Annotated in this window: 16 protein-coding genes; 5 read left to right on the plus strand and 11 right to left on the minus strand. The window is 59.3% G+C overall.

Annotation, left to right across the window (positions count from 1 at the left end; translation table 11 throughout):
* Nucleotides 1-133 precede the first annotated feature (133 nt).
* Nucleotides 134-1,207: a GGDEF domain-containing protein gene (locus tag ACP7BO_RS11785; RefSeq protein ID WP_426210530.1), complete on the plus strand. Its 1,074-nt coding sequence runs from the start codon at nt 134-136 to the stop codon at nt 1,205-1,207.
* Between the two features lie 88 nt (nt 1,208-1,295).
* Here ACP7BO_RS11785 and ACP7BO_RS11790 read toward each other — a convergent pair whose 3' ends face one another.
* From ACP7BO_RS11790 to ACP7BO_RS11815, 6 genes are all read right to left on the minus strand, one after another.
* Nucleotides 1,296-2,738: an efflux transporter outer membrane subunit gene (locus tag ACP7BO_RS11790; RefSeq protein ID WP_426210532.1), complete on the minus strand. Its 1,443-nt coding sequence runs from the start codon at nt 2,736-2,738 to the stop codon at nt 1,296-1,298.
* Complete coding sequence (locus tag ACP7BO_RS11795; protein WP_426210534.1) at nt 2,735-5,842, minus strand: efflux RND transporter permease subunit; 3,108 nt, start codon at nt 5,840-5,842, stop codon at nt 2,735-2,737. Before ACP7BO_RS11795 ends, ACP7BO_RS11790 begins: the two co-directional genes overlap by 4 nt.
* Nucleotides 5,839-8,940: an MdtB/MuxB family multidrug efflux RND transporter permease subunit gene (locus ACP7BO_RS11800; RefSeq protein WP_060691581.1), complete on the minus strand. Its 3,102-nt coding sequence runs from the start codon at nt 8,938-8,940 to the stop codon at nt 5,839-5,841. Before ACP7BO_RS11800 ends, ACP7BO_RS11795 begins: the two co-directional genes overlap by 4 nt.
* A complete protein-coding gene (locus tag ACP7BO_RS11805) occupies nt 8,937-10,232 on the minus strand; it encodes an MdtA/MuxA family multidrug efflux RND transporter periplasmic adaptor subunit (protein WP_060691580.1) in 1,296 nt (431 codons plus the stop codon). The genes ACP7BO_RS11800 and ACP7BO_RS11805 overlap by 4 nt, the downstream gene beginning before the upstream one ends.
* Nucleotides 10,233-10,515: 283 nt before the next feature.
* Nucleotides 10,516-11,016 carry a thiol peroxidase gene (gene tpx / locus ACP7BO_RS11810; protein WP_060691578.1) on the minus strand — a complete coding sequence of 167 codons (501 nt, stop codon included), beginning with the start codon at nt 11,014-11,016 and terminating at the stop codon, nt 10,516-10,518.
* 190 nt (nt 11,017-11,206) lie between these two features.
* Complete coding sequence (locus ACP7BO_RS11815) at nt 11,207-11,878, minus strand: DUF3313 domain-containing protein (RefSeq protein ID WP_426210537.1); 672 nt, start codon at nt 11,876-11,878, stop codon at nt 11,207-11,209.
* Nucleotides 11,879-12,193: 315 nt separating this feature from the next.
* On the opposite strand from ACP7BO_RS11815, the gene ccoN reads away from it, so the two are divergent.
* The 3 genes from ccoN to tal all read left to right on the plus strand — a co-directional run bounded on the left by ccoN (nt 12,194) and on the right by tal (nt 14,992).
* Nucleotides 12,194-13,621: a cytochrome-c oxidase, cbb3-type subunit I gene (gene ccoN, locus ACP7BO_RS11820; protein WP_397456381.1), complete on the plus strand. Its 1,428-nt coding sequence runs from the start codon at nt 12,194-12,196 to the stop codon at nt 13,619-13,621.
* Between the two features lie 61 nt (nt 13,622-13,682).
* Nucleotides 13,683-13,913 (plus strand): hypothetical protein, encoded by a 231-nt coding sequence (locus ACP7BO_RS11825; protein ID WP_060691575.1) that lies wholly within the window; start codon nt 13,683-13,685, stop codon nt 13,911-13,913.
* 155 nt (nt 13,914-14,068) lie between these two features.
* Nucleotides 14,069-14,992 carry a transaldolase gene (gene tal, locus ACP7BO_RS11830; protein WP_060691574.1) on the plus strand — a complete coding sequence of 308 codons (924 nt, stop codon included), beginning with the start codon at nt 14,069-14,071 and terminating at the stop codon, nt 14,990-14,992.
* 71 nt (nt 14,993-15,063) lie between these two features.
* On the opposite strand, the gene rfaD is transcribed toward tal, so the two are convergent.
* The 5 genes from rfaD to ACP7BO_RS11855 form a co-directional block, all read right to left on the minus strand.
* Nucleotides 15,064-16,053, minus strand: coding sequence for an ADP-glyceromanno-heptose 6-epimerase (rfaD, locus tag ACP7BO_RS11835; protein ID WP_426210540.1), 990 nt, complete (start codon nt 16,051-16,053; stop codon nt 15,064-15,066).
* 240 nt (nt 16,054-16,293) lie between these two features.
* Entirely contained in the window at nt 16,294-18,741 is a 2,448-nt protein-coding gene (locus ACP7BO_RS11840; RefSeq protein ID WP_426210542.1) for a TonB-dependent siderophore receptor, read from the minus strand.
* A gap of 1,061 nt (nt 18,742-19,802) precedes the next feature.
* Nucleotides 19,803-20,798 (minus strand): FecR domain-containing protein, encoded by a 996-nt coding sequence (locus ACP7BO_RS11845; protein WP_426210544.1) that lies wholly within the window; start codon nt 20,796-20,798, stop codon nt 19,803-19,805.
* Nucleotides 20,795-21,319: a sigma-70 family RNA polymerase sigma factor gene (locus ACP7BO_RS11850; protein ID WP_426210546.1), complete on the minus strand. Its 525-nt coding sequence runs from the start codon at nt 21,317-21,319 to the stop codon at nt 20,795-20,797. Before ACP7BO_RS11850 ends, ACP7BO_RS11845 begins: the two co-directional genes overlap by 4 nt.
* A gap of 152 nt (nt 21,320-21,471) precedes the next feature.
* Nucleotides 21,472-22,749, minus strand: coding sequence for a serine/threonine transporter (locus ACP7BO_RS11855; RefSeq protein ID WP_060691570.1), 1,278 nt, complete (start codon nt 22,747-22,749; stop codon nt 21,472-21,474).
* Nucleotides 22,750-22,976: 227 nt separating this feature from the next.
* On the opposite strand from ACP7BO_RS11855, the gene ACP7BO_RS11860 reads away from it, so the two are divergent.
* Nucleotides 22,977-23,507, plus strand: coding sequence for a DUF4946 domain-containing protein (locus ACP7BO_RS11860; protein ID WP_397456376.1), 531 nt, complete (start codon nt 22,977-22,979; stop codon nt 23,505-23,507).
* Nucleotides 23,508-23,539 lie beyond the last annotated feature (32 nt).

Genomic DNA, 23,539 nt, shown 5'->3' on the forward strand with positions numbered 1-23,539 from the left:
TCCTGCTAGGGTTATCCGTGCAACGTCCTGGCGACCTGGTTTTCATTGTTCCTGATCGCCCGGATGCAAAGGCCCCTGCCTTTGTCACGCAGGTGGCCCGAATTCCCTCGGTTGACCGCGATCAAGGCCTGTAATGCTCAAGACCATTGAAAAAGAAATCTCGAATCAAGCTGCCCCTCCCGCCCTGCAAGCTGAATTCGCCCAACATGATTTCGAGAAACTGCGCAATTTTTGCCGCCTGACCTATATCGCAAGCATCTTCATCTGGCTGTTGTTCGACCTGATTGTCAGCATCAAGGGTGGCCAGGGGTTTACCGGCGCTTCGATGGTTTTTCTCAGCGTCATGGTGGTGCTCACCATCATTTTGGGCTTTGTCCGCAAGTCCCGGCACTTCGACATACTCAATGTGATGTTTGTACTGGTGATTACGCTCGGTATCCGCCTGATCATTTTCGGCCTGCCAACCGATGCACAGCCGATCTGGCTGATTCTTGTCACGTCCAGCACCCTCTATAGCGCGTCGGTATTGCCTCTGAGCCGCGGGGCATTTATCGCCGTGGTGGCAATCACCTGGGTGACCCTCAACCCTTTTCTGATGACTCAAGAGTCCGTCACGGATCTGCGGGGCACCCTGCTCCTGTGCTACCTCGCTTTTCTCAGCAGCCTGACCATCTACAGCTTTTTCAAGCTGCGCAAAATCAAGCTGTACAACTTCACCATGACCCGGCTGCTGGTGACCCAGGCCTACATTGACGCCCTGACCGAGATTCCCAATCGCCGCGCCTTCATGACCCGGGCCACCAGCACATTACAGAGCCGGCCCCGGGTGTATGACCACTATCTGGCGATGATCGACATCGACAACTTCAAGCAGGTAAATGACCATTACGGTCATGACATTGGCGATGAGGTACTCAAGCGCACCGCAGCCAGCATCCAGTCGGTTTTGGCTGACCACGAGTACGCGCGCATGGGCGGTGAGGAATTTGCCGTGTATTTGTCGGGGGTGCGCCGCAGTGACGTCGAGGCGCTGATGGACAGGTTATGCCGGCAAGTGCGTGAAGACCCCCATGCACACCCCGTGACCGTCAGCATCGGGCTGACCCGGGTCGAAGACAATGACACCCTGAACCAGGCGCTGGCCAAGGCTGACAAGGCGCTGTACGTGTCCAAGAACAGCGGCAAGGACCGGTTTACCTTTCGTTAGGGCTCATGCCTGGCCCTGTAGGAGCGAGCTAGCTCGCGAGCTGTTCTAGCTGCCCGCGAAAAGCTCGCGCCTGCAAGGTTCAGGTTGATTAGCGGTCTTCGCTCAGATCGGTATTGCCGTCCCAGCCACCGCCCAGTGCGGCAATCAGTTTGACGCTGGCAATCAGGCGGCTTTGCTGCAAGTTAAGCACGCTGCGTTCGGTGTTCAGGGCCGTGGCCTGGACCACCACGACGTCCAGGTAAGCGATCAGGCCAGCCTTGTACTGATTGTTGGTCAGGCGTAACGACTCGCGGGCCGACTCCAGTGCCTGTTCCTGGACGACGCTCTCATCGCCCAGCACCTTGAGCTGCACCAGGTAGTTTTCCACTTCGCGCAAGCCATCGAGCACGGTCTGGCGGTACTTGGCCACGGTCTGGTCATACACCGCCTCGTTGCGGTCAACCTCGGCCGAACGCTGGCCACCATCGAACAACGGCAAGGATACTTTGGGCCCCACCGACCAGAAACGGTTCGGCACGCTGATCCAGTCCTGGTACTGACTGCTGCTGTAACCGCCCTGAAGGCTCAAGCTGAAATCGGGGTAGTAAGCGGCTTTGGCCACGCCGATGTTGGCGTTGGCGGCGATGATTGAGCGCTCCGCCGAGGCGATGTCCGGACGCCGTTCCAGTAACTGCGAAGGCAGGCTCAGCGGGATTTGCGGTAGCGCGGGAACGGTTGTGGTTTCAGCCAGGCTAAACCCCGAAGGCGCCTGACCGGTGAGCACCGCAATGGCGTTCTCAAATTGCGCGCGCTGCCAGATCAGGTCGATCAGGCTGGCCTGGGTGTTACGTAACTGGGTTTGCGCCTGAGCCACGGCGTCCTTGCCGGAAATCCCGGCCTTGTACTGGTTTTCGCTCATTTTCAGCGAACGCTGATAAGCCTCGACCGTCGCTTGCAGCAAGCGTTTTTGCTCATCGATCACCCGCAGTTGCAGGTAGTTCTGCACCAGTTCCGACTGCTGACTCAAGCGCATGGCGGCCAGGTCGGCCAGGCTCGCTTCGGCAGTGGCTTCATTGGCTTCCAGCCCGCGGCGCAGCTTGCCCCAGACATCCGCTTCCCAGCTGACCCCGACCTGGGCGTTCAAGGTGTCGCGAATGCCACTGCTGGAGCTGGTCAAACTGGAGTTGGAACTGCCGGTGCCCTGACTGGAGCGGGTTTTGCCCACGCTCAAGTCGGCGCTGGGTAAAAACGCCCCGCGGGCGCTGCGCACCAGAGCCTGGGCCTGACGGAACTGGGCCTCGGACTGAGCCACGGTCTGGTTGGTGCTGTTGAGTTTCTCCACCAGCCCATTGAGCTGAGCGTCGTCATACAGCTCCCACCAGGCTCCACGGGCCAGCGCATCACTGGGGTTGGCCCGGGTCCAGCCGGCAGCCTCTTTGTAATCCGACGGCGCCGCCGATTCGGGACGCTGGTAGTCCGGACCGATTGCACAGGCGCTGAGCAACAGACCCGATAACACCAGCGGAGCGAGTTTAAGCAAACGAGAGGTCATAACGGAGTGTCCAGAGCAGCATCAGTGCGCACGCCACGCCATTTGTTGAAACGATGGCGGGCGCGATCAAGATAGAGGTAAACCACCGGGGTGGTGTAAAGGGTCAGGATCTGACTGAAGATCAGCCCGCCGATAATGGTCAGGCCCAGCGGCTGGCGCATTTCTGCCCCTTCGGCAGTACTGAGCATTAACGGCACGGCCCCCAGGATGGCCGCCAGGGTGGTCATCAGGATCGGGCGCAAACGTTGCAGGCACGCGCTGCGAATCGAATTTTCAGGGCTGAACCCGGCAGTCCGTTCCAGCTGCAGCGCGAGGTCGATCATCAAAATCGCGTTTTTCTTCACCACCCCGATCAGCAGGAACAGGCCCAGTAGCGATATCAGGCTGAATTCGCCCCCCGTGAGGTAGATGCTCAGCAAGGCACCCACCCCGGCCGACGGCAAGGTCGAGAGAATGGTCAATGGGTGGATATAGCTCTCATAGAGAATCCCCAGCACCAGATACACCGCCACCAGCGCGCCCAGAATCATGAACGGCTGACTTTTTTGGGTCGCGGCAAAGGCATCGCCGGTGCCGGCCATTTTCGCAATCACGTCTTCGGGCAGGCCGAGTTTGGCAATGGCCCGCTCAATCGCTGCGGTGCCCTGCTCGGTCGATACCCCGGGAGCCATGTCAAACGAGACGGTCTCGGAGGCAAACTGGCCTTCGTGCTCGACCCGGTCGTCCTGCAGGCTGTTCTCGTAATGGGCAATGGCCGACAACGGAATCCGCTGGCCATCGGCGGTGATCACCTGTACCTGCTCCAGGGTCTGCGGGTCCTGGGCGTACTTGGGGTTGACCTCCATCACCACCTGGTACTGGTTCAGGCTGTCGTAGATGGTAGAAATCTGGCGCTGGCTGTAGGCGTTGTTGAGCACGGCGGTCACCATGTCCATGTCCACCCCCAGGCGCTTGGCCTGATCGCGATCCACCACCAGTGTCACTTGCTGCGCGCCCCGTCCTTCACGGGCGTCGATTGCCGTCAGCTCAGGCAGAGCCTTGAGCGCGGCCACCACCTTCGGGTACCAGGTCCGCAGTTCACCAAGGTCGCCGCTTTGCAGGATGTAGGAGTACTGCGAACTGGTTTGCTCGCGCCCCCCGCCGAACTGCAAGTCCTGGTCGGCCATCAGCATCAGGCGCCCGCCGGGCACTTTGGGCATGGTGTCTCGCAGGCGCTCAATGACTTTTTGCGCAGAGATCTTGCGCTCGGAAATGGGCTTGAGGCGCACGATCATGACCGCGTTGTTGGTGCCGCCATTGCCGCCAATAAAGCCGGCCACACTCTCGACCGCCGGATCGGCCAGCACCGCCTTGCGGAAGATTTCCATCTTCGGTTGCATCACGCTGAATGACAGACCGTCGTCACCGCGGACAAAGCCGATCAACTGCCCGGTGTCCTGTTGCGGCATGAAGGTCTTGGGCACCACCACGTACAGCGCCACGTTGACGCCAATGGTCACCAGCAGGCTCAACAGGGTCAGGCGCTTGTGGCGCAACACCCAGTCCAGGCTGCGGGCATAACCGGCGACCATGCGCTCGTTAAGGCGAATGCTCCAGCGCTGCATGGCGTTTTCGGTGCCCGGCACATGGGGCTTGAGCCAGCGCGCACAAAGCATGGGCGTCAAGGTCAGCGACACCACCAGCGACACCACGATCGAGGCGGCCAGGGTGATGGAAAACTCACGGAACAGGCTTTCGACAATCCCCCCCATAAACAGGATCGAAAGAAATACCGCCACCAGCGAAACGTTCATCGACAGCAGGGTAAAACCGACTTCCTTGGCCCCCAGCATCGCCGCTTTCATCGGCGCGATACCGGCGTCGATATGCCGCGAGATGTTCTCCAGCACCACGATGGCATCATCCACCACCAGCCCGGTGGCCAGAATCAGGGCCATCAGCGACAGGTTGTTCAGCGAGAAACCGTACAGGTACATGATGGCAAAGGTGCCCACCAGCGATACCGGCACCGCCAGGGTCGGAATCAGCGAGGCCCTGAAGTTACCCAGAAACAGGAACACCACCAGAATCACCAGCGCCACGGCAATCAGCAGGGTCATCTCGGCTTCGTGCAAGGTGGCCTTGATCACCGGCGAGCGATCCATGGCCAGGTTCAGTTTGACGCTGGCCGGCAACACCGCCTGCAGTGCAGGCAACTGGGCCTTGATCGCGTTCACGGTCTCGATGATGTTGGCCCCGGCCTGGCGGTTGACCACCAGCAATACGGCCGCATCGTTGTTGAAAAAACCACTGTTGTAGCGGTCTTCAACGCTGTCCTGAACCTTGGCTACATGGCTCAGGCGCAAGGCTGCACCGTCCTGGTAGCGAATGATCAGCGGTTCGTAATCCTTGGCTTTTTCCAGCTGGTCATTGGCCTGGATCTGCCAGTTGCGATCGCCATCGGACACCGCGCCCTTGGGCCGGCGTACGTTGGCGTTGGCAATGGTGTTGCGCACGTCATCCAGCGCCACACCGTACTGGTTGAGCAGTTGCGGCTCCAGTTCGATGCGCACCGCAGGCAGCGAGCTGCCGCCGATCTGCACTTCGCCCACGCCCGGCACCTGAGACAGGCTCTGGGACAGGATGGTCGAGGCCAGGTCGTACAGCTCGCCCTTGGACAGCACGTCGGAAGTCAGCGACAGCACCATGATCGGGGCCTGGGACGGGTTGACCTTTTTATAGGTCGGCATGCTTTTCATGCCGCTGGGCAACAGGTTGCGCGAAGCATTGATCGCCGCCTGCACTTCGCGGGCGGCGCCGTTGATGTCGCGGTCCTGATCGAACTGCAGGATGACCCGGGTCGAGCCCTGACTCGAGCGGCTGCTCATGGTGTTGACCCCGGCAATCGCGCCGAAGGAACGTTCCAGCGGGGTGGCGACCGTGGACGCCATCACCTCGGGGCTGGCGCCCGGCAGGCTGGCCGACACCACGATGACCGGGAAATCCATCTGCGGCAGCGGCGACACCGGCAACAACCCAAAACTCACCCCGCCCAGCAACATGATGGCCAGGCTCAGGAGCATGGTCGCCACGGGACGTTTGATGAACGGACCGGACAGGTTCATACCGACGCCTGCTCGGACGAAGCCGCATCACCCCGCCAGCGGCGGCCCAGTCGATCGAAGTACAGGTAGATCACCGGGGTGGTAAACAGGGTCAGCACCTGGCTCACCAGCAGACCGCCGACCATCACCAGCCCCAGTGGCTGTCGCAACTCTGCGCCGGAGCCGGTGGCCAGCATCAGCGGTATGGCACCGAACAGCGCCGCCAGAGTGGTCATCAAAATCGGCCGGAAGCGCAGCAGTGCGGCCTGATAGATCGCTTGCTCGGGGGCCATGCCCTGATTGCGTTCGGCGTCGAGGGCGAAGTCGATCATCATGATCGCGTTCTTTTTTACGATACCGATCAACAAGATGATGCCGATGATGGCAATCATCCCAAGGTCATTGCCACTCAGGATCAAGGCCAGCAAGGCCCCGACCGCTGCCGAGGGCAAGGTCGAGAGGATGGTGATCGGGTGGATGTAGCTCTCGTAAAGCACGCCGAGCACGATGTACATGGTCACCACTGCCGCCAGAATCAGCAGCAGTGTGCTCGACAACGAGGCCTGGAAGGCCTGGGCTGCGCCCTGGAACTCGGTCTTCACCCCTACCGGCATGCCGATGTCTTTCTGCACCTGATCGATCAACTCGACCGCTTGCCCCAGGGCAACGCCCGGCGCCAGGTTGAACGACACCATCACCGAAGGGAACTGGCCGATATGAGAGATCGCCAGTTGTGCCTGGCGCTCTTCGACCTTGGCCAGGCTCGATAACCGGACCTGGCCGCCATCGGTGGTTTTGACGTGGATCTGCTCCAGCGCCTGGGGGCCGATTTTCTCGCCGTCCCGGGCCTGCAGCACCACGCGGTACTGGCTGGCCTGGGTGTAAATGGTGGAAATCTGGCGCTGACCAAAGGCGTCATACAGCGCATCGGTGATGTTGGCCACCGACACACCAAGGCGTGAAGCCGCATCGCGGTCAATCACCAGGAACACCTGCAGGCCCTTGTCCTGCAGGTCGCTGGCCACATCGGTCAACTCGGGCTGATTGTTCAGCGCCGTCACCAGTTTCTGGCTCCAGGTGCTGAGCATCTCGGCGTCCGGGGAGGACAGGCTGAACTGGTATTGCGTACGGCTGACGCGGTCCTCGATGGTCAGGTCCTGCACCGGCTGCATGTACAGTCGAATACCCACCAGCTGGTCCAGTTGCGGCTGCAGGCGCTCAATCACTTGCGCGGCACTTTCGCTGCGCTCGCTATGGGGCTTGAGGTTGATCAGCATGCGCCCGCTGTTGAGTGTCGGGTTATCCCCGTCCACCCCGATGTAGGACGACAGGCTCTCGACATCCGGGTCTTGCAGAATGATCCGGGCCAACTCTTGCTGACGCTGGCTCATGGCACTGAACGAGATGGACTGCGGCGCTTCGGAGATGCCCTGGATCACCCCGGTGTCCTGCACCGGGAAGAAGCCCTTGGGCACCACCATGTACAGCACCACCGTCAGCGCCAGAGTACCGATGGCCACCAGCAGGGTCAGCGGCTGATGCCTGAGGACCCACTGCAACATGCTGGCGTAGCGGGCGATCATCCAGTCAATGAAGGCACCACTGGCGCGGTAGAACCGCCCCTGCTCTTCTTCCTTGGGTTCGGCTTTGAGCAGGCGCGCACACATCATGGGCGTGAGTGTGAGCGAGACCACCAGCGACAGCAGAATCGCCACCGCCAGGGTAATCGCAAACTCGCGAAACAGGCGCCCCACCACATCAGCCATAAACAACAGCGGAATCAATACCGCAATCAGCGACAGCGTCAGCGAGATCAGGGTAAAGCCGATTTGCTTGGCCCCCTTGAGCGCGGCCTGCATCGGGCTGTCGCCCTCTTCGATGTAACGCGAAATGTTTTCCAGCATCACGATGGCGTCATCGACCACAAAACCAGTGGCGATGGTCAGGGCCATCAGCGTCAGGTTATTGATCGAGAATCCCGCCAGGTACATCACACCAAAGGTGCCCACCAGCGACAGCGGCACGGCAATCGAAGGGATCAGGGTGGCGCTGGCGCGACGCAGAAACAGGAACGTCACCATCACCACCAGCGCGATGGCGATCAGCAATTCAAACTGCACATCGCGCACCGAGGCGCGGATGGTCTGGGTGCGGTCGGTGAGGACGGTAACGTCGATACCGGCCGGCAGGTTGTCGGTGATGCTTGGCAGCAACGCCTTGATCCGGTCCACCACTTCAATCACGTTGGCGCCCGGCTGGCGCTGAATATTCAGCAACACGGCCTGGTTTTCGTTGGCCCAGGCGGCGAGACGTTCGTTTTCGGCGCCATCGACAATTTCCGCCACATCCTTGAGCCGCAACGGCGCGCCGTTGTTGTAGGCAAGGATCAGCTCGGCATATTCCTGCGGGGTTTTCAGCTGGTCATTGGCGTCCAGCATCGACACCCGGGTCGGGCCGTCAAAGTTGCCCTTGGGCTGGTTGACGTTGGAGGCACCGATCAGGGTGCGCACGTCCGCCAGGTTCAAACCGTTGGCGGCCAGCGCTTCAGGGTTGACCTTGATGCGCACCGCCTGGCGTTGACCGCCGGCAATGCTGACCATGCCGACGCCGCTGATCTGGGCGATCTTTTGCGCCATGCGGGTGTCGACCAGATCATTGAGTTTGGGCAACAGCATGGTTTTGGAGGTGATCGCCAGGGTCAACACCGGGGTATCCGCCGGGTTGACCTTGTTGTACACCGGTGGCGCCGGCAGATCCTTGGGCAGCAGGTTGCTGGCGGCATTGATCGCGGCCTGCACCTGCTGCTCGGCGACATCCATATTGATGTCGAGGTTAAAACGCAGGGTCAGCACCGAAGCACCGCCGGAGCTGGTGGAGGCCATTTGCGTCAGGCCCGGCATTTGCCCGAACTGACGCTCAAGCGGTGCAGTCACCGCACTGGTCATGACATCCGGGCTGGCACCCGGATAGAGCGTCATTACGCGGATGGTCGGGTAATCGACCTGGGGCAAGGCCGATACTGGCAACAAGCGATAGGCGATGATCCCGGACAACACGATGGCGAGCATGCATAGCGTGGTTGCGACCGGGCGCAGGATAAACAGCCGCGACAGATTCATTCGTGGGCCTTGCCCTTGCCATCAGCCGTTGCATCGGCTTCAGACCCGCCTTGCAGGTGCTGCGCCGGAGTGGCCGGCACCTCGGTGCTGTCGTTGACCACTTCCACCGCACCGCCATCACGCAGGCGGTCTGTGCCTTCAAGCACTACGCGATCGCCGGGCTCGAGGCCTTGTTCGATCACCGTCACATCACCGTCGGTGACACCGGCCTTGATGCTGCGAATCTTGACCTTTTTGTCGCCGTCCATCACATAGACGAACGAACCGTTGGTGCCGTACTGAATCGCTGCGGTCGGGGCCAGGACCACATTTTTCAGAGTGTCGGCCAGCAGGTGCACGTTAACGAACTGATTGGGGAACAACACCTGATCGCGGTTATCGAACAGGGCCTTGAACTTCAAGGTGCCGGTGGTGATATCAATCTGGTTATCGATACTGCTCAACACCCCTGTCGCCAGCTCCTGGGTGTCGCCACGGTTCCAGGCCTGTACCGGCAACTTGGCGCCGCTGCGATAACGCTCAAGCACCAGGGCAAGGTCCTTCTCGGGCAAGGTGAAGCTGACCACAATCGGCTCGGTCTGGGTGATCACCACCAGCGCGGTGGTGTCGTTGGCCGCCACCAGGTTGCCGACGTCCAGTTGACGCAGGCCCACACGGCCGGTGATCGGAGCGCGAATCTTGGTGAAGTCCAGATTCAGCTTGGCGTCGTTGACCGCTGCCTGATTGGTCTTGACCGTACCCTGATACTGGCCGACCAGTGCTTCTGCGGTGTCCAGGGTCTGCTTGGCGATACTGTCTTCAGCGTACAGGCCACGATAGCGCTGCACATCGACCTGGGCGTTTTTCAACTGGGCCTGGTTCTGCAACAGCGTGCCTTCGGCCTGGAGCAAGGCGTTTTGATAGCTGCGCGGGTCGATTTCAGCCAGCAGTTCGCCAGCCTTGACCATCTGCCCTTCCTTGAAATAGACCTTGACCAGCTCGCCTGCTACCCGGCTGCGTACATTGATCGTGTTGAGCGCGGTTACCGTGCCCAGCGCCTTGTAGTAGACCGGAAAATCACCCCGCGTCACTTCTGAAACCCGAACCGGCACGGCCTGGGTCGAACCGCCGAATCCGGGACGCATCATCCCCGACTTGCTGGTGTGCCCGGCGGGCTGAGCAGTCGCTGCCTTTTTCGAGGCGGATGGCCACAGCCACCAGCACAGGGCAACAACGATCAACAGGACCAGCAGGCCAAACAGCCAGCGACGAGATTTGTGGGAAACAGACGATTGCATTGAATGATCAACCATTGGGCGGCGAGCGCTTATTATCAGGAGGCTGAAAGATAAGCAGTGCGCACGGTTATGAAAAGGTTCTTTACCGGGTATTTACGTTATAGCGGTGTCAAGGCCATGGGTTTGCCCTGCAATCCTGTTAATCGTCTGCCGCAGCAGTGGGGGGCGGTTCGGTTTTAACCGACGGGTGTGACATTTACACCGGGCCGGGCTCCACGCCTGCAGAGTTATTTGTAGCAGCCCACAAAAAAACGGCCGGGCAATAAATGCCGGGCCGTTTTTTAGGTAGCGCTGCGACTTACTTCAAAGCAGCCAGTGCTGCTTCGTAGTTCGGCTCTTCAGCGATTTCTTTAACCAGCTCGCTGTAAAGCACGTTGTCGTTTTCGTCCAGCACGACTACCGCGCGGGCAGTCAGACCAGCCAACGGACCATCAGCGATTGCCACGCCGTAGTTCTCGATGAACTCACGACCGCGCAGGGTCGACAGGTTCTGTACGTTTTCCAGACCTTCGGCACCGCAGAAACGGGCCTGGGCAAACGGCAGGTCAGCCGAGATGCACAGCACCACGGTGTTGGCCAGTTCGTTGGCCTTGGCGTTGAACGTGCGCACCGAAGTCGCGCAGGTCGGAGTATCAACGCTCGGGAAGATGTTCAGCACTTTGCGTTTGCCCGCAAGGCTGGCCAATGTCACATCGGACAAATTACCTGCTACCAGCGAAAACGCCGGCGCCTTGGAACCTACTGCTGGCAGTTCGCCTTTGACTTGAACAGGGTTGCCTTTAAGCGTCACTTGAGCCATGAACGATGTCCTTCTTAACGGTTTTTGAAGAGGCCGAAGTTAAACACGAATCAGGCAGCCGACCTACGGCCCGCACGTAAATTGTCATGGATCGGGTTACGACCTGAAGACAGGCTCGGCAAAGGCGTCAGCGAAAACGGGCCGTCAGGCAATGCAAACAGCCCCGATTCGCTGCATTGCCTGAGGTGTGTTACTGATTTTTAAGTTTCAGGTACGACTGATGAAGATCGGATGCCCAGCCATCAATCACTTTTTTCACGTCATCCGGCTTCATCGCCTGGCTGCTGTTCGCCAGCGGCTTGCCGATGCCTTTGCGCACCACCTGCGCGACAACTTGCTGGTTTTGCCCGTCAATAAACACCGCTTCGGTTGCCAGCTGGGTTTCCTGATCGCGGATACCCGACGCAGTACTGACCGCCGCTGCCACCAGCGCTACCGGAATATATTCGTAAGGTGCCAGGCTCTCGGTCTCGCTGCTCACGGCAGTGATCGCTGGCCGCAGCACAATCACGCCCGGCCCGGGGGCACTGGCCAAGGGCAATGACTTGCTGAGTTCACGCTTGAGCGCTTGATCGTAGTAGCTGGTGATACCGTTCAAAGTGCTTTGCGGGATCTTCTCCGTCGGTTTCGGCGCCGGGTAGAGCTGGCTTGGCTCGATATAGACGCTGGTGTACTTGTTCACATTCAGCTTTGGATCGATCCAGCGCATTACTTCAGCGCCCGAAGGCGATTTGGCTTCTTTAAGACGGCTGTAATCCTTCAAAAAACCGGAGTATTCATCCGGCTGCTGGACCTTGCTTGCACAACCGACTACCCCGAGTGAGGCAATACACAAGGTACCCATCATCAGCCCTAGCTTCATTTTGTGGCTCCCGTGGAGAACGTAACATTTTGTGTGCGAAGAGTAGTTATAGCTAATCCTCCCCAAAAGCGCTGGCTTGGGCACCGATTCCCCATGACAACAGAGCCGAAACGGCACAGCTCAGATCAATTAAAAAAACATACAGCTATAAAAAAGCAGATCAGATAATAAAAAAAGCTCATGAATATGCCTTTATATCTGCTCCGTATTAATTCTATCCCCCTGAATCTGTTTTGTTTCTGGCCAACTTCCTAGAGTTCACCCAGCGCCAGACCACCAGGCCTGGCAGGACTTTGAACCGTGGAAGACTTGAGCATGAGCACAGCACTAAACGGGCAGGCCTATAACTATAAGGTCGTCCGCCAATTCGCCATCATGACGGTAGTCTGGGGGGTGGTCGGCATGGCCATGGGCGTGTGGATCGCCTCGCAACTGGTCTGGCCGCAAATGAACCTGGACCTGCCCTGGACCACCTTCGGCCGCCTGCGACCCCTGCACACCAGCCTGGTGATTTTCGGCTTTGCCGGCAGCGCACAGTTTGCCGCCAGCTATTACGCGGTGCAGCGCACCTGTCAGGTGCGGTTATTCTCAGACAAGCTGGCGGCCTTCACCTTTTGGGGCTGGCAATCAGTGATCGTGATCATGCTGGTCACCCTGCCGCTGGGCTACACCACAACCAAGGAATACGCAGAAATAGAATTCACCGGTGCCGTGTGGCTGACCGTGGTCTGGGTCGCCTACGCCATCGTGTTCTTCACCACCGTGGTGCAGCGCAAAACCAGACATATCTACGTCGGCAACTGGTTTTTTGGCGCCTTTATTCTGGTGATTGCCATGCTGCACGTGGTCAACCACCTGGCGATTCCGGTGGACTGGTTCAAGTCTTATCCGGTGTATGCCGGGGCCACCGACGCCATGGTGCAGTGGTGGTATGGGCATAACGCAGTAGGATTTTTCCTGACCACCGGCTTTCTCGGGATGATGTACTACTTTGTGCCGAAACAGGCCGGCCGGCCGATCTACTCTTATCGCCTCTCGATTGTGCATTTTTGGGCGCTGATCACTCTCTATATCTGGGCCGGGCCCCATCACCTGCACTACACCGCACTGCCTGACTGGGCGCAGTCGCTGGGCATGGCCATGTCGATCATCCTGCTGGCCCCGAGCTGGGGCGGCATGATCAACGGCATGATGACCCTTTCGGGGGCCTGGCATAAATTGCGCACCGACCCGATCCTGCGGTTTCTGGTGCTGTCCCTGGCGTTCTACGGCATGTCGACCTTTGAAGGGCCGATGATGGCAATCAAGACTGTCAACGCCCTCTCCCACTACACCGACTGGACCATCGGCCACGTCCACGCCGGCGCTTTGGGCTGGGTGGCGATGATCACCTTCGGCGCGCTCTATCACATGATTCCGAAGATCTTCGGCCGCGAGCAGATGTACAGCATTGGGCTGATCAACCTGCACTTCTGGCTGGCGACCATCGGCACCGTGCTGTACATCGCCTCGATGTGGGTCAACGGCATCACCCAGGGCCTGATGTGGCGCGCGATCAACGACGACGGCACCCTGACCTATTCGTTCGTAGAGTCGTTGACCGCCAGCCACCCGGGCTACGTCGTTCGTCTGGTGGGCGGGCTGTTCTTCCTCAGCGGCATGCTGCTGATGTGCTGGAACGTGTGGCGGACAGTACGCGTGGCCAACCTCAAGCAAGCCGAGCTGACGGCACAGATAGCTTGACCCTCACCCGACGCAGGTCGCCGGACCTGCGCCGGGTGCTATCCAACAAGGAGCGCTGGACATGATCGAAATAGCCCTCAATTGCGCAGCCGTCATCAGCCTCTATTGCGCCATCAGCTGGTGTTTGAAACATAAAACCCAAAGCGATATCGACGAGGCCAGCCTGATCCCCTTTGCCGATGACCCTGAAGTGGCGCGCCGGGTTGAACGCGCCACGGGTAAAAAGATCAACGCAGTGCAGATGAGCGAGCCACAAAGCCGCAAGCCAGACCGGTACACGCTGGAACTCTGAATCGAGGAGAATGGCCCTTTGCACAGATTAAATCGCACGATCAGTTGCACAACCAAGGTGTTCGGCGGCATTCTGCCAGCTTGGGTTTAACGAACTTTTGATCGACTACGCACTCAATCTGTACAGCCATTAATACCTTTCCGACAGAGACGCTCATGACTTCCAAGCTGGAACAACTCAAGCAGTTCACCACCGTGGTCGCAGACACCGGCGACCTCGACGCGATTACCCGCCTCAAACCTGTTGATGCCACCACCAATCCATCCCTGCTGCTTAAAGCCGCAGCCATGCCGGGTTATGCCGAGCTGCTGAAAAACGCCATCGCCCACGCAAACGGTGATGTTGGCCTGGCCTGCGACCACTTCGCGGTCTCGGTTGGTAGCGGTATCTTGAAGGTCATTCCGGGCCGTATTTCGACCGAAGTCGATGCACGCCTGTCGTTCGACGAATATGCCTTGCTGAAAAAAGCCAACCAGTTGGTCGAGCTTTACGACAAGGCCGGCGTGGGCCGCGACCGGGTACTGATCAAGCTCGCCTCGACCTGGGAAGGCATCCGTGCCGCTGAAAAACTGGAAAATGACGGCATTCAAACCAACCTGACCCTGCTGTTCTCGTTTGCCCAGGCTGCTGCCTGTGCCGATGCCGGGGTGTTCCTGATTTCGCCGTTCGTGGGCCGGATCTACGACTGGTACAAAAAATCCACCGGCATTGACTACACAGGCTCGGATGATCCGGGTGTGCAGTCCGTGACCCGCATCTACAACTACTACAAAGCCAATGACTACAAGACCGTGGTCATGGGTGCCAGCTTCCGTAACCTGAACCAGATCGAACAGCTGGCCGGTTGCGACCGCCTGACCATCAGCCCGGACCTGCTGGAAAAACTGGCACTGGACCAAGGCCAACTGGAGCGCAAATTGAGCCCGGGCCATCAGGGCGAACCACGCCAGAGCCTGAACGAAGCGCAGTTCCGCTGGGCCTCCAACGAAGACGCAATGGCCACCGAGAAACTGGCCGAGGGCATCCGCCAGTTCGCCCGCGACCAGGAAAAACTCGAGGCATTGTTAACCGCCAAGTAACCCGCGCCTCTCCCGCAGGCGCAGCAGCACAAAACCTGTGGGAGCGGACTTGCCCGCTCCCACAGGGGTGTTCAGCGAATCAGCAGACTCCTGCAATAGCGTTCCACGCCCGCCTCCAGACCCGCCATCGGCTCGCCATACCCCGCCTCACGCAACTGACTCAGGTCGGCACAGGTGTAAACCTGATATTTGCTCTTGAGCTCTTCAGGGAATTCGAAATAGCGCAACGCCCCTTCAAGGGCTGCCGTTTCCAGGGTCAAGGGCGGCCGCCCCGCTGCCCCACGCAAACAGTTGATTGTCGCCAGCGCCAGATCGTTGAACGTACGGGCCACACCGGTACCCAGGTTAAAAATACCACTGGTGTGCGGGTGATCGAGCCAGTGCAAATTGACCTTGACCACATCCTCCACCGCGACAAAATCGCGCATGTGCCCGCCTGCCGGGTAGCCGCCGTACTCACCAAACAACTCGACATGACCATGCTCGCGGTACTGGTTGAAGCAATGCCAGACCATCGAGGCCATTTGCCCTTTGTGTTGCTCGCGCGGGCCGTACACATTGAAGTAGCGCAAACCCACAATCTGGCTGCGCGCCCTGGGCAGTAGCCGGCGCACGTACTGGTCGAAGAGAAATTTGGAGTAGGCGTAAACGTTCAGCGGCCGCTCACACTCGCGAACTTCGCGAAAATCCCGGTTGGCGCCATAGACCGCAGCCGAGGAGGCATAAATAAAAGCAGTCGATTGCTCCTGGCAGGCTTGCAGCACGTCACAGCTGTAACGGTAGTTGTTGTCCATCATCAACCGGCCGTCACTTTCAACCGTACTGGAGCATGCGCCCTGATGCAGCACGGCGCGTATATCACCCAACTGACGGTTGGAAAAACGATGCACGAATTCGCGTTTATCGATGTAGTCCTCGATATCACAGTCCGCCAGATTGCGGCACTTATCGCCTTCAGTCAGATCGTCCACGGCAATGATGTCACGCTCACCGCGCCGGTTAAGTGCCTTCACCAGGTTGCTGCCGATAAAACCGGCGGCCCCGGTTACGATGATGCTCATCAGTCACTACCTCCCATGGGTTGAGCTCAGCCTATGCCGGTGCGCTCAGACAGTCTTGACGCAGATCAGATGTTGCGCCTGCAGCCGCCTGGCTGAACCAACCATAGCTGAATGCCGCTCACCGCATGAGCGAACTCGCCGGTAGGAGCGAGTTTGCTCGCGAGCTTTTGACGATTTGAGGTGCTGCGCAGGAAAAGATCGCGAGCAAGCTCGCTCCTACAGAAAGCGCAAAGCATTGCGTCAGAAGCTGTACTTCATCCCCAGCATCAGATTGCGTGGATCGCCGTAGTAATAGGTCGAATACAGCCCGTAACCGCTGAGGTATTCGCGGTCGAACACGTTGTTGAGATTGACCGTAGCGCTGAGGTTGCGGTTGATCTCATAGCGGGCCATCAAGCCCACCACCGCGAAGCTGCCCTCCTTGGCATCAGCCTTGATCGAGGAATCCAGCTCGGTGTAGGTCGAGCCTTGCCACGCCACATTACCGCCGGCCGTCAGGTCTTTAAGGTCGCCGTCGAGCTGATAACTGGTCGCCAGCTTGAACAACTGCTCAGGGTGGTTACTGTTGATCCGTTTGCCGTCCTTGTCCCGTGGCTGGGCGTAGGTATAGCCCGCGAGCAACTGCCAGCCGCTCATGATTTCGCCGGAGATTTCAGCCTCAAAGCCTTTGGTTTTTGTCCCGCTGATGGCCTTGTAGGCCTCTTCGCCGTTGGAGCGCACGCCGTCGTATTGGGCGTAGTTGTCCTGCTTGATCAGGAACAGTGCAAAGCTGGTGTTGAGGGCGCCGCCGAAATATTCCGACTTCAATCCTGTTTCATAGCTCTGTCCGGTCATCGGTGCCAGGACTTTGTCATCACGGTCAAAGTAACTTTGCGGGGTGAAAATATCGGTATAGCTGGCAAAGACCGAGTGGTTTTCATTCAGGTCGTAGACGATGCCCGCGTAAGGGATCATTTTCCCAGATGTTTTCGAGTTATCCGTGGTCGGCGTTGTTTGCTCGGCGTTGTAGGTCATGGACCCCTTGCGGTCGTAGTCCACCACCCGTGTCCCGAGAATGACCGACAAATCATCCGTGGGCTTCAAGCGCAACGCGCCGTAGGCCGCTGACTCTCTGGTTTTATACCTTTGCTTTAAGCCGCGGCTTAAATCAGCAGGGCGTGGCGCGTCGTTGTTCCAGTCTTGATAGTTGATGGTCACATCATCGGCATTCATGGCCAGATAGTCGGTACGGCGGTTGCTGACGTTAACCCCCAGCACCAGCTCATGGCTGCGGCCCAACAACTCAAATGGCCCGGTGGCATAGGCGTCCAGGGTGTCCGTGTTTATTTCGAAGGTTTTGGTACCGCTCATGAACTGCGCTTGACCGGTGGTTTTGTCCGGGAACGGCCCCCAGCCCACGATGTTGCCTTGTAGCTGTTCGGTATTGCCTTTCCAGTGGCTGGCCTCGACCTTGAGCAGCCAGTCGCTGGCAAAACGCTGTTCTACCCCGGCGAAGTATTTGGTGCTTTCGCTGTCGGCATACGCCCATTTCGCCGCCGGATTGGTCGAGCGCTTGAAGTGGGTTCGGCTGCCGTCGCTGTAATACAGCGGTAATTGACCAAAGCTTGAGCCATTGGAGTTGATGCGTTGATAGTCGATGCCCGCATAGGCGGTGGTGTCATCGCTCAGGTCGGCTTCGCCGATACCGTAGAACACATCCTTGGTGGAGGAATAGCGATCGATAAAGGAGCGGCCATCTTCACGGGCCGCGACAATCCGGCCGCGCACCGCACCGTTTTCAGTAAGCGGGCCCGACAGGTCCAGTTCACTGCGATAGCGGTCCCAGGAGCCGCCGCTGCCGGCCACATACCCCTGAAACTCTTTGGTTGGACGCTTGCGCACCAGGTTCACCGCGCCGGACGGGCTGCCCACCCCGCTCATCAACCCTGTTGCGCCGCGCACTACTTCAACCCGGTCGTAAATCGCCATGTCGCGCATGCCCAGGCCATTGGTATTAGTAGTGAAATCCGAGGTCGGCACGCCGTCGTACTGAAAGTTATCCAGGGTGAAGCCACGGGAGTAGAAGTTGAATCGCTCGCTATCGTCATGCACCACCGTGATCCCCGGGGTTTGCCCCAGCACCTGGGCGATGCTGCCCAAGCCTTGATCAGTCATTTGCTGACGGGTGATGACCGTGACCGATTGCGGTGTTTCTCGCAGCGAAAGCGCCAGCCTGGTGGCGGTGCTTGTTTCCCCGGTGGTGTAGGAATGGCTGCCTTCAGTGGTAGCACCTAATACCTGCCCCGTTACGCTGGTGGCTTGCAGTTGCAATTGCCCGTCAGCCCCGCCGGACGTCAGCGGGTACAGAGTCCACACACCCTCGGCGCTTTCGGTGGCGGTCAGGCCGCTGCCGCCGAGCAGGCGTTGCAAGCCCTGCGCCACATCAAATCGGCCCTTGAGGGCGGGAGCCTGTTTGTTACTCACCAGCGCGGGGTCGTAAGGCAGGGAAATATTGGCCTGCTGGGCAAATATATTTAACGACTCCTGCAGATCGCTAGCCGGCACATCAAAGCTGCGCTGCGCGCTGACAGGCGCGGCTGTGACCGGCTGCGCGACCGTCAGCACGCCGCTGCCCAGTAAAACGGCGTGCAAGGCGATGGCTAAACGGTTGCGCGACGACAAAGGAAGGTTGCGAAAAACACGGGACATTGGCGTGGGGCTCCTGCAATTAAATGGTCCTATGCCCTATTTGTCGAAGGACGCCCGAAAACCCGCAAATAAATTTGCGATTAATTCCTATTCCCACAACGCCGATCCGGGTTTGCCTGCAAGATTGAGCTGATCCCATCGCCAGCAAGCTGGCTCCTACAAGGTCCGCCTCCATCAAAGCCACCATTGTGGGAGCCGGCTTGCCAGCGATGCCGGCAACCGGGTTTGCCTGCAAGATTGAGCTGATCCCATCGCCAGCAAGCTGGCTCCTACAAGGTATGCCCCCATCAAAGCCACCATTGTGGGAGCTGGCTTGCCAGCGATGCCGGCAACCGGGTTTGTCTACAGGATTGAGCTGATCCCATCGCCAGCAAGCTGGCTCCTACAAGGTATGCCCCCATCAAGGCCACCATTGTGGGAGCTGGCTTGCCAGCGATGCCGGCAACCGGGTTTGCCTGCAGGATTGAGCTGATCTCATCGTCAGCAAGCTGGCTCCTACAAGGTCCGCCTCCATCAAAGCCACCATTGTGGGAGCTGGCTTGCCAGCGATGCCGGCAACCGGTTTGTCTGCAGGATTGAGCTGATCCCATCGCCAGCAAGCTGGCTCCTACAAGATCCGCCCCCCATCAAAGCCACCATTGTGGGAGCTGGCTTGCCAGCGATGCCGGCAACCGGGTTTGTATGCAGGATTGAGCTGATCCCATCGCCAGCAAGCTGGCTCCTACAAGGTCCGCCCCCATCAAGGCCACCATTGTGGGAGCTGGCTTGCCAGCGATGCCGGCAACCGGGTTTGTCTGCAGGATTGAGCTGATCCCATCGCCAGCAAGCTGGCTCCTACAAGGTCCGCCCCCATCAAAGCCACCATTGTGGGAGCTGGCTTGCCAGCGATGCCGGCAACCGGGTTTGTCTGCAGGATTGAGCTGATCCCATCGCCAGCAAGCTGGCTCCTACAAGGTCCGCCCCCATCAAAGCCACCATTGTGGGAGCTGGCTTGCCAGCGATGCCGGCAACCGGGTTTGTCTGCAGGATTGAGCTGATCCCATCGCCAGCAAGCTGATTCCTCAGGCCGCCACGATCCGCGTCCAGAAACGCGTTCTGCGTTCAATGCGTACCGCCAGCGACTGGCTCAGGCTATCCAGCGCCAGATCAATGTGTTCGAGCTGGAACACGCCCGAGACCCGCAACTGCACCACAGCCGGATCGCAGTTCAGCCAGCCATGGCGATAGCGTGACAGTTCGCCCGCCAGGTCTTGCAAGGACATTTGCCTGGCCACCAGTGCTCCTCGCGCCCAGCCACTGGCATACAACCCGGGCGAGACCTGTAACTGTGCCGAGCGCGCATCGATCAGGTACTCGCTGCCCGCCTGCACCAACAGCGGCGGCCCGGAATGGGGCCGATGCACTGCCACGACTCCCTCTTCGACCATCAGACGCGTGCCTGCTGACTCCTGACGCACATCGAAAGCCGTGCCGATGGCCTGTAATTGCGCCTCACGGGTCTGTACCCAAAACGGTCGACGGCCCGGGGCAAAGTCAGAATCGCCCCCCGTGCGGATAAAGATCTCGCCAGTACGCAACACCACCAGCCGCTGTTGCTCACTGAACAGCACATCAGCAGCACTGTCGGTATTGAGCTGCAAACGCGTACCGTCAGCCAGGTTGAACAGCCTTCGCTCACCCACGCCGGTTGTGTAATCGGCGCCAAAGGTGCGCCAGGGTTGTTGCACCAGCAACCCGCCCGCCCCGGCCCCCAGCAGGCCTAAACCAAGCACTTTGAGGGTCTGGCGACGCGAGCGCAGCCGGTCACTCCCGGCCAGGGTTTCGAGGGCCACGCCGCCGGGCAGCGTCGAGGCCAGGCGAAAGGTCGATTCGGCGACTTGCAGCGCTTGCCAGGCGGCCTCATGGCTGGCGTCTGCAGCACGCCACTGCTCACACTCCGTATGCACCCGGGGTGACGCCGCTCCGGACCCGGTTTTGACCAACCACTCAATCGCCTGATCGAGCACCTGCGGGGTGAACGTCACCTGTACCGGGCCACCGGTTTCCCTGCGGCTCAAAGGCTGTTACGCGCCAGAAAACAGTGGCGGATAGCCGTGGCCATGTACTTCTCCACTGAACTCACGCTGACCCCCAGGCGCCCGGCTATTGCTTGATAGCCAAGGCCTTCCAGGCGCGACAGCAAGAAGGCAGTCCGCACCCTGGGCCTCAGGCCGTCGAGCAAAGCATCAATGCGGGTCAGGGTTTGCAGAAGGATCAGGCGCTCCTGGGGCGAAGGCACATCCTGCTCCGGCAAATTGGCGATGGCGTGCAGATAGGCGCGCTCGACTTGCTGGCGACGAAAGCGGTCAATCAACAAGCCTTTGGCGATGCTGCTCAACCAGGCGCGGGGCTCACGCAAATGCGCAACCTGCTCCGGTTTGCCCAGTACATAAAGAAAGGTGTCGTGCGCCATGTCCGCAGCATTGTCGGTATCGCGCAGGCGCCGGCGCAACCAGCTCACCAGCCAGCGGTGATGGTCGCTATAGAGGGCGTGAACGTCTGAATGCAACAGCGACGGGTTCGACGGGGATGGCGACACGGGAACCCTCGGTGCGTACTGGGCAACAACTGCGAATAGGAATGGGTCGCAATCATATTCGCAGCGCTGGCCAGACTCAAGCCTTGAGCGGCTTGCGAGGGCCAATCACCCGCCTGATGCCGCACAGGACGGCGGCAACAGACGGGGCACAATCAAGGAATCAGCGAGTACACCAGCGACGAAATAGCCACCAGGCCAACTGCAGTGACAAACACGTTGGAGATCTTGCCCGAGTACTGGCGCATGGCCGGAACGCGGCGAATGGCATACATCGGCATCAGGAACAGGATGGCCGCGATCACCGGGCCGCCCAGGGTTTCGATCATGCCCAGGATGCTCGGGTTAAGCGTGGCAACTGCCCAGCACACCACCAGCATGAACGCGCCAGTCATGCGGTCCAGGGTTTTCTCTGCCGGGCGCTTGCCGGTTTTCAACACCAGACCTTTAAGGCCTTCACTGGCGCCGATGTAGTGGCCCAGGAACGACTTGGCAATCGCCACAAATGCTATCAACGGTGCGGCAAAGGCAATGGTCGGGTTGCTGAAATGATTGGCCAGGTAGGACAGGATCGACAGGTTCTGCGCCTTGGCTTCAGCCAGCTGTTCAGGTGACAGCGTGAGCACGCAGCTGAAGACGAAGAACAGCACCATCGCCACCATCAGCAGGTGGGCGCGGGACAGGATCTGCGAGCTGCGCTCATCAGCATTGGCACCGTAACGGCGCTTCTGATCAACGGCGAAGGCCGAAATGATCGGCGAGTGGTTGAACGAAAACACCATCACCGGGATCGCCAGCCACAAGGTGTGCAGCAACGCTGACGGCGCCGGCAGGGTGCTTGCCGTGCTCAGAATCCCGCCGTTCCAGTGCGGAATCAGAAACACCGCCAAAAACAACAGCGCGACAATGAACGGATAGACCATCATGCTCATGGCCTTGACGATCGCCTGTTCACCGCAACGCACAACGGCCAACAGGCCGAGAATCAATACCAGCGACAAAATAGCCCGGGGTGGCGGCGTGATATGCAATTGATTGAGCATAAAGCTGCCGACCGTGTTGGTCAGGGCAACGCTGTAAATCAACAGAATCGGAAAAATCGCACAGAAATACAGCAACGTGATCAGCGCACCGGCCCGCAGACCGAAATGCTCTTCAACCACATCAGTGATGTCTGAACCTTCGCGTCCGGAGAGTACGAAACGGGTCAGCCCACGGTGAGCATAAAACGTCATCGGAAATGCCAGCAGTGCCAGAATCAATAACGGCCAAAAGCCGCCAAGCCCGGCATTGATGGGCAAAAACAAAGTACCTGCGCCAATGGCCGTGCCAAACAGGCCCAGCATCCAGGTAGTGTCATGACGACTCCAGCGACTGAGGGTCGCAGGTGCCGCGTCAAAGCGTTCATCGACGCTGTTAGCCTGGTCATTCATCCGGTCGAATCTCCGCTAGCCGGTCGTTACCACGCGGTCGGGGCGGACAAAACACACCTTACAGACAACGCCCCGACCATAAGAAGGGCGCGATTCTGGGGGATTCGCCATAAGAAGCAAAGGTTTAGCTGAGCAACGGTGAAAATGATCTGTCGCGTCAAAGCAACAGTTGGAAACCAATTGATACACTATGTCTGCCAAAAAACTGCCCGGAAGGCCTGTCGCCCATGACTGTTTCGCACCGTTACACCGCAATGATCGGACTGCTGGCCGCCCTCTCCCTGCCGATGGCGAATGCCGAAAGCCTGACGATCATCTGGCCCGGCGACTGGGAGGTTCAGGCCGTGCCGCCTGCACCCGATGACAATGGCCAGCGCCAGCGGGCGGTAAAAAATGACCCCAACGGTGATCCGTTAATGGTGATGGAACTGACCCAGACCACATTGACGCCTGACCACAAGGTCAACATGGAGGCGGTGCTGCTGCAGATGCGCAAGACGTTGCAAAAGAATTTCGCCGGGGCCGGCTATCAGAGCGCCTGTAACAAAATTCACAGCAGCACCCTGGGCGGCCTGGATGCATTGGAAACCACCTGCAAAATCACCCAGAACGGCAACCACGTGATCACCCAGACGCTGGTGGCCGCCACCCATGACAGCAATGCCTACGCCCTTTCCTACGCCGGCCCGGCCGATGGCTACAAAGCCAACGAAGCTGAAGTACTGGGGATCCGGGCCAGCCTGCGGCTGACGCCATAAACCCTGTACTTGTCCAGACCGGAATCTGCCCA

This window comes from Pseudomonas sp. TWR2-1-1, assembly GCF_049897045.1.
GTDB lineage: Bacteria > Pseudomonadota > Gammaproteobacteria > Pseudomonadales > Pseudomonadaceae > Aquipseudomonas > Aquipseudomonas versuta.